The organism is Arthrobacter gallicola (genome assembly GCF_014836775.1).
Lineage (GTDB): Bacteria > Actinomycetota > Actinomycetes > Actinomycetales > Micrococcaceae > Arthrobacter_B > Arthrobacter_B gallicola.
Genome location: NZ_JACSQD010000005.1, coordinates 224,472 through 231,550 on the forward strand (window position 1 = coordinate 224,472; position 7,079 = coordinate 231,550).

Sequence of the window (7,079 nt, forward strand, 5' to 3'; positions counted from 1 at the left end):
CCTGCCTTCATGGCCTCACACAAGCCCTCCGGGGCATCCCCCGTCATCCTTGGCCGGTCCAGCTACCGCGAGTACCTGCGCATCGGAGAGATCCTGCGCAAGGAAACCGTTGGCGGCATCCTGCTGCTCATCGCCACGGTGGCCGCCCTCATCTGGGCCAATTCCCCTGCCTCGGACAGCTACTTCACCATCCGGGATTTCAGCTTCGGCTATGAACCGTGGCATCTGGACCTCACGGTGGGGGCCTGGGCAGCAGACGGGCTGCTGGCGATCTTCTTCTTCCTGGTCGGCCTGGAGCTCAAGAAGGAGTTCGTGGCCGGGGACCTGCGGCAGGTCAGCAAGGCCATCGTGCCGGTGGCTGCTGCGTTTGGCGGGGTCATCGTCCCGGCGCTCATCTATGTTGCCGTGAACCTGGTGTCCGGCTCGGACGGACTGCGCGGCTGGGCCATTCCAACCGCCACAGATATTGCCTTCGCCCTGGCTGTCCTGGCCGTCATCAGCTCGCATCTGCCGAGCGCCCTGCGGATTTTCCTGCTGACCCTCGCGGTGGTTGATGACCTGATCGCCATCACGATCATTGCGTTCTTCTACTCGGAGGACGTCAAACCGATGATGTTGCTGCTGATGCTGCTTCCCCTTGCAGCGTTCACGGTCCTGGTCCAGCGCGCACCGCGGTTCTTCGGCACCCGCCGCTGGGCGTTCTGGGTGTTCCTGGCTCCGCTCGGAATTACTGTCTGGATCCTGATGCACGCTTCCGGTGTCCATGCGACCGTTGCCGGGGTTCTGCTGGGCTTCGCCGTTCCGGTGCTGCGCCGCGGCCCGGCCGGCAAGCCGCTCCCCCACTCTGAGGACAAGCCGGGCCTGGCGGAGATCTTCGAGCACCGGTTCCGGCCGATCTCCACCGGCTTCGCCGTCCCCGTCTTCGCGTTCTTCTCCGCCGGTGTTGCGATTGGCGGACTCGATGGTTTGGGCCGCGCCCTGACCGATCCCGTGGCCGTGGGCATCATCCTGGCGCTGGTGCTTGGCAAGCCGATCGGTGTCCTGCTGACCACCTGGATCCTCACCAGCGTAACCAAGGCGCGGCTGGACGCTTCGGTGAAGTGGGTCGATCTGACCGGCATCGGCATCCTCGCGGGCATCGGTTTCACGGTGTCACTGCTGGTCAACGATCTCAGCTTCGACGTCGGCTCAGCCCATAACGACGACGCGAAGGTCGCCATCCTGGCCGCCTCAGTCACCGCGGCCGTGCTGGCCTCAATCCTGCTGACCATCCGCAACCGCCGGTATGCGGTGCTCGACGCCGCCGAACGCGTCGACGCGGACCACAACGGGATCCCGGACGTCTTCGAGGAGGACGAGCGGGGCTAAGCTGCTCCTGGCTGGCCTACCAGCAGTTGTGACCGCTCCCCCACAGGTTGTATGTAATGTAGGCCGGGTCGCCTGCGCCGCTGGCATTCATCGGCTGAACCCTCACCGTGTACTCGCCGTTGGAGGCGGTTGCTTGTGCGAAACGGAGGACTGTCTGGGTATCCGTTGTAGTTAGCTCCAGGCCTTGGACCGGGGTCTTTCCCTTCGAAAGGATCGTCAGCCGATATGCGGTAGCACCTGCCGCAGGACGCCAGCTCAGGGCGAGGGTGGAATATTTGTCCACCACTTGCAGAGGGGGAACAGGACAGGTGATGGCCGTGTTCCCCACGGTACCCAGGCCGCTTTGCGTATCGGCCCAAGGCCAACAATTGTTCAACTCTTCGTGGGCATATTGGAAAGTCCAGTATTGCGGGTCGCCGGCAACAGTTCCGTTCATGGGCATCACCCGGACGGTGTATCTGGTGTAGTACGGCGTGGACGTCTCCGAGGCGTGAAAATTGTCCGCTCTCGAAGGTGAGCGCGGGAACATGAACTTGGCGCTCGTTGCCGTGACAGTCTGCACCTGGTCATAGGCAAATTCGCTGCTTGTAGATGTCACGCGCACTACGTATCCGGTAGGCGTAGTTCCTGTCGTCGGAGCCAGCCAGTTGAAACTATATTCCGCCACTGTATCGTTCGCCATCCCGGCCTTATCCTCGGTCGGGACGCAGAAATCACCGTTCACAGGTTTTGCGGTGGGTTTGCCGGGCAGCCCGCTCAGCACCGGGTTGGGACCGACAGTCGGAGTGGTTGGCGCCGGAGTTGTTGGCGGGGTCGTCGGCGGCGGCGGAGTCGTCGGCGGGGGCGTCGGCTTCGCCGCGCCGGCGACAACCGAAATACTGGCGTTACCCGTCTGGCTCCACAACGCATACGCGGCCGTGCCGCCGATGCCCAGGACGACTGTCAGAACGAAGGCCACCACGGCCGTCCGGGAACCGGGAAGCTCCCGGAAACGGCCGAGAAATCCCCGCTGAGCGGGGCGGTCGCGGTCTTCGGTCGGTTTCATGAGGTCCTTCGAGTCGTACCAATCCGGTGGACTGCTCCGCCGAAGAACACGGCAGCGAGCAGGGTCATCAAGGCGCCCGCCAGGGTGCGGGTAATCGGTTCCACTGTACTTTCAATAAACCCAGCGGGGTTCATCGTCTCCGGCACCGTGCCGCCTACCGCCTTAGGCACCGCGCCCAAGCCCGAGCCAGCAGCGGCAGCGGCCTGCCCTGCCGGGAAGACCGCACCGGGCGTGCCCGCTACGACCACAGCCGCGGTGTTCCCGCCGCCACGGTCGCTGGACGGAACAGCCACGGATGGGAGAGTTTGGGACGGGCCCGGGTTCCCGGTCTGCGGATCAACCGGCGTCACACCGTCCACGGCGTCACATGCGGACCGGTCGCCGGAGTCCGCAGCATCCAGCAGCAGAACAATTTGGAACCGTGCCTGCTTACCCATGGTCTGATTGGGAGCCTGAGCTGTTAGCCCGGTGGTCAGATCCAGCCGGCGGGTAGCACCCGGCGCCAGCGAATTGCCGATTCGAAGGTCCACGCACTCGCCCGCGGCCCCAAGGAGCGTTCCGCTATCTGAGCTGCCAGCCCCGGACGGCGCAAGCCGCATAAAGCCCTGGAGTTCAGCATCCATGTTGGTTGTCAGGGCCGCGGCGGAGAGCTGAGCGGGTTCTTTTGCGGTGTTCCGCACCCAGATGGAGCCGGTGGTAGTGCCTCCGGGCACGTAGCGGATATCGGTGGCAAAGACTGAACCGGACGCTGAGGCGCCAAAGGTTGTTCCGTCGAGGCTGATTTGCAGGAAGTCGTCAGCTGCATGGGCTGCTGGGGTTCCGGCGAGCATCGCTGCTGCAACCAGGCCGCCGGCGGCGGCTGCCGAAGCGGCTCGTCGTAGCGGGTGCCTGTGGGCACCCCTGGCCGGTTTCATTAGACCCGAACGCTCCTGCGGCCCATTTCGGCGGAGGCGTAGTAGTCGCCATGGTTGCGGTGATAGTCCCCGTGCTCGCAGTCGTCGCAGTCGAAGAGGACGATGTCGTGGGCGTCAATCTGATCGTCAGCCGCACCGAACCGGTGGCGGGGGCTGTGGGGAACCGGGAGCGGATCTGATTCGCTGGCCGGTTCGAAGGGCTCCGGAGACTCCGGGCTTTCCAGGACGGCCGGTTCGTTGCGGCGCCGCTTGTTCTGCAGCGCGCCACGGACCAGCAGGACAACTCCGTAACCCAGGAGCCCGACGGCGGCCCACTGGCCGATCTCGCCGCGTTCGCTGTTGCCCAGGCTGTTGGCCACGAATCCCACGTAGGGAACGGCGTACAGGAGCTTGCCGCGGATCTGGGCCTCCTGCACGGGGGCGGCATCAGCAAGGGAGTTGTTGTCGCCCTTAGTGGTGAAGGTCCGCTCGCCGTTCTGGCCGGTGGAGATGCCGGTGATGCGGTGGGTGATCACGGCGGGTTTGCCGGATTCGATCTGGAAGGTGATGATGTCACCGGTCCGCAGGGCGTCCGCGGGGGTGGGCTGAACCACCAGGAACGTTCCGGGGGCGTACTTCGGCGCCATGGAGCTGGTGAGCACGGTGTAGGTCTGGGATCCGGTGACCAACGGGGCAATGATCAGCACCAGTGCGGCCAGGGAGGCAACACACATGGCCACGAGGCTGACGGCGGTGCCGGCCAGCTTGAGTGCCCGAACGGCCGGGGAGGCGGTGCTGTGTCCAGTTGACATGGGTTTTCCTAACCTACTTGTGCGACTGAGAGCGGGATGTTGATGGTGGAAGCCTGTCCCTGGATGTTCGCCGATGCGGTGAGGGACACTTTGAAGCAAATGACACCGGAACCGCCCTTGGGGATGTCCGTGGTTTGGGCCTGCGAGCTGGTGAACAGTGCTGCGTTGCATGCACCCAAATCGGCTCCGGCTACCGCGCGGTGTTCAACGCTCCAGAGAGCCGGCGATGAAGTTTGCGCCGCATCTGCGGAGGCCCGGACGGTGAAAGGGCCACCGGCGTTGGAATCGTTGGTGAGGACTACTCCGGTATAGGCAGAGTCCCCGGCGTTGACGGGGCCTGTCTTGAGTCCTAGGGTTGCCGGCTGGCCGTTGGCCTGGGTCATCAGAACCGTGCCCGTGCCGTTGTCCATCTTGACGTCGAAGCTGGCTGCCTGGATGGTTCCGGCGTTCGCGGCTGCTCCTGCGTTCCACAGAGCGTAGCTTCCCTGGACGGTCATCAGCCCGAGCACTACTGCGGCGAAGATCAGGCCTGCCGCTTTCAGTGCTCGAAGGCTTTTCATGAAGTCCATCTCCAGGGAACAGGCTGTGCGCGGAGCGTGCGCACCGCGCACAGCCAGGGGTTAGAACAAGGTGACTCTGTTGGCTACGGCGCCGGTGTGGCGGCGGTCGGAACGTTCTGCTCCAGTTCGAAGCCGATGGCACGGAAGTCGTACTTGGCGTTGGTGCTCTCGCGGAGGTCCGCTTCGAACACGAACGAAATGCTGGCTTCGATGTCCTCAACGCTCTCCGTGAGCGTAGTGTCGACGTCTTTGCCGCCCTTCTTCAGGCTGACTCCGCTGACGGTGACGTTCTTTGGATCGAACAGATCGGCGCCCTCGAGTCCGTTCACGCTGTCACCGGTGACCGTCAGGTCCGCGGAGAGATTGTCGCCTACGAGGGTTACGTCGAGGTTCTGGGTGTAAGTCAGGGTCTCGCCGGGAACGACCGTGTACTTGCTGATGTCGGCGATTTTGCCGCTTACGCTGCTGGTCCAGAAGCCCTCCTCCCCCACCAGATTCAGATCACCGGAGGCGATCGTGCCGGCGTCGGCGTTTGCAGTCTGGTTCCAGACCGCCAGGGTTCCGCCGCCGCCGAGGAGCAGTGCCACGCCTACGCCGGTTGCCAGTGCGCCTTTTGCCATCTTGTTCATTGTGTTCCCCTTGTTCTTGGTAAGACCGTTTCGGCTCTGGAAGGTTTTCCTTGCCGCTGAGTAATACTTTGCCGCCCGGTCCTCAAGAAATAACGCCGTCCACCCACAGGGTTCATGAAACATTCCGGCAAAGCTCAAGAGCACCGCAAGCCACGGTCAACATCTGCGCAATCGGCCCTCCATGGTGCGTGTAAGCGCGGATTCAGCGGCTCAGAACGCCCTGGACAACGGTGTCCGTGGCGTCCGGGCCCTGTCACCTCCCGGCGGTTTTGTTTCCCTGGCCGCCGATACAAGGCATGATGAATTAACCCCACTTTTATGCGTAAGGAGTACGGACGTGAGCACCACTTCCAACACAACGGCCAGGTCCTACCGGGTAGTGAACCCCGCTACCGGTGAACCCGGCGAGGAATTCCCCACGGCCACGGACGCCGAGGTCCAGGAGGCCCTGGCGGCGTCGCAGGCAGCGTTCGAGTCCTGGCGTGAAGTTTCCCTTGAGGAGCGGAGCCGGATCGTGGCGCGGGTCGGTGAGCTGTTCACCGAACGCGCGGATGAGCTGGCCGCCATCATCACCGAGGAAATGGGCAAGCCGCTTGCCGAATCCCGCGGCGAGGCTGAGTTCTGCACCGACATCTTCGACTACTTCGCCACCGAAGGCCCCGGGCTGGCCGCGGATCAGGAGATCAAGGCGATCGGCGGCGGCCGGGCAATGATCCAGAAGCTGCCCGTCGGCCCGCTGCTGGGCATCATGCCGTGGAACTTCCCCTACTACCAGGTGGCCCGCTTCGCGGCGCCGAACCTGATGCTGGGCAACACCATCATCCTCAAGCACGCCGAGTCCTGCCCCAAGTCGGCGCTGGCGATCCAGAAGATCATGGACGACGCCGGTGTCCCCCAGGGCGTGTACATCAACCTCTTCGCCAATTACGGCCAGATCGCGGACATCATCGCCGATCCGCGTATCCAGGGCGTCTCGCTGACCGGTTCCGAACGGGCCGGTTCGATCATCGGCGAACTCGCCGGCAAGAACCTGAAGAAGGTTGTCCTGGAACTGGGCGGCTCCGATCCCTATGTAGTGCTCGACGCCGAGGACGTGAAGGCAGCTGCCGGCCAGGCCTGGGCCACCCGCCTGGAGAACACCGGCCAGGCCTGCAACTCCAACAAGCGGATGATCGTGATGGAGGACATCTTTGACGAGTTCGTTGCGGAGCTGACCACCCTGGCCAAGGACCTCAAGCCGGGCAACCCGGCCGAAGAAGCCGAGGGCACCTACACGCCGCTGGCATCCCGTGCCGCAGCTGAAGGGCTGGCGGAGCAGATCCAGGACGCCGTGAGCAAGGGCGCCACCCTGCACGCCGGCGGCACGTTGCAGGACGGCCCCGGCGCTTACCTGGCCCCGGCAGTGCTCACCGGTGTCACGCCGGAGATGCGCGCCTACCGCGAAGAGCTCTTCGGCCCGGTGGCTGTGGTGTACAAGGTCGCCAGCGACGAAGAGGCCGTGAAGCTCGCCAATGACAGCGACTACGGCCTGGGCGGCGCCGTCTTCTCCACCGATGAGGAGCGCGCCCGCCGGGCAGCCAGGCAGCTGGAGGTCGGCATGGCCAATGTGAACGGCATCGGCGAAGGCGCTGACATCCCGTTCGGCGGTGTGAAGCGCTCCGGTTACGGCCGCGAGCTGGGCCCGCTGGGCATGGACGAGTTCGTCAACAAGCGGCTCTTCTACATCGCTGACTAACGCAGCGCGTTCCTCAGGGGCGGCCCCGGCCTACCCC

Annotated in this window: 7 protein-coding genes; 2 read left to right on the top strand and 5 right to left on the bottom strand. The window is 64.4% G+C overall.

The features are described 5' to 3' along the window. The first annotated feature begins 9 nt into the window (after window positions 1-9). Window positions 10-1,368 (top strand): Na+/H+ antiporter NhaA, encoded by a 1,359-nt coding sequence (gene nhaA, locus H9639_RS12170; protein WP_191808333.1) that lies wholly within the window; start codon window positions 10-12, stop codon window positions 1,366-1,368. Between the two features lie 16 nt (window positions 1,369-1,384). On the opposite strand, the gene H9639_RS12175 is transcribed toward nhaA, so the two are convergent. The 5 genes from H9639_RS12175 to H9639_RS12195 form a co-directional block, all read right to left on the bottom strand. Then, complete coding sequence (locus H9639_RS12175; protein ID WP_191808334.1) at window positions 1,385-2,413, bottom strand: hypothetical protein; 1,029 nt, start codon at window positions 2,411-2,413, stop codon at window positions 1,385-1,387. Continuing rightward, window positions 2,410-3,327, bottom strand: coding sequence for a hypothetical protein (locus H9639_RS12180; protein WP_191808335.1), 918 nt, complete (start codon window positions 3,325-3,327; stop codon window positions 2,410-2,412). Before H9639_RS12180 ends, H9639_RS12175 begins: the two co-directional genes overlap by 4 nt. Continuing rightward, complete coding sequence (locus H9639_RS12185; RefSeq protein ID WP_191808336.1) at window positions 3,327-4,118, bottom strand: signal peptidase I; 792 nt, start codon at window positions 4,116-4,118, stop codon at window positions 3,327-3,329. The genes H9639_RS12180 and H9639_RS12185 overlap by 1 nt, the downstream gene beginning before the upstream one ends. 8 nt (window positions 4,119-4,126) lie before the next feature. Beyond that, a complete protein-coding gene (locus tag H9639_RS12190; protein ID WP_191808337.1) occupies window positions 4,127-4,678 on the bottom strand; it encodes a hypothetical protein in 552 nt (183 codons plus the stop codon). A gap of 83 nt (window positions 4,679-4,761) precedes the next feature. Beyond that, window positions 4,762-5,307: an alternate-type signal peptide domain-containing protein gene (locus tag H9639_RS12195; RefSeq protein ID WP_191808338.1), complete on the bottom strand. Its 546-nt coding sequence runs from the start codon at window positions 5,305-5,307 to the stop codon at window positions 4,762-4,764. A 337-nt stretch (window positions 5,308-5,644) separates the two neighbouring features. Between H9639_RS12195 and H9639_RS12200 the strand changes: the two genes are divergently transcribed. Next, complete coding sequence (locus H9639_RS12200) at window positions 5,645-7,042, top strand: NAD-dependent succinate-semialdehyde dehydrogenase (RefSeq protein ID WP_191808339.1); 1,398 nt, start codon at window positions 5,645-5,647, stop codon at window positions 7,040-7,042. Window positions 7,043-7,079 lie beyond the last annotated feature (37 nt).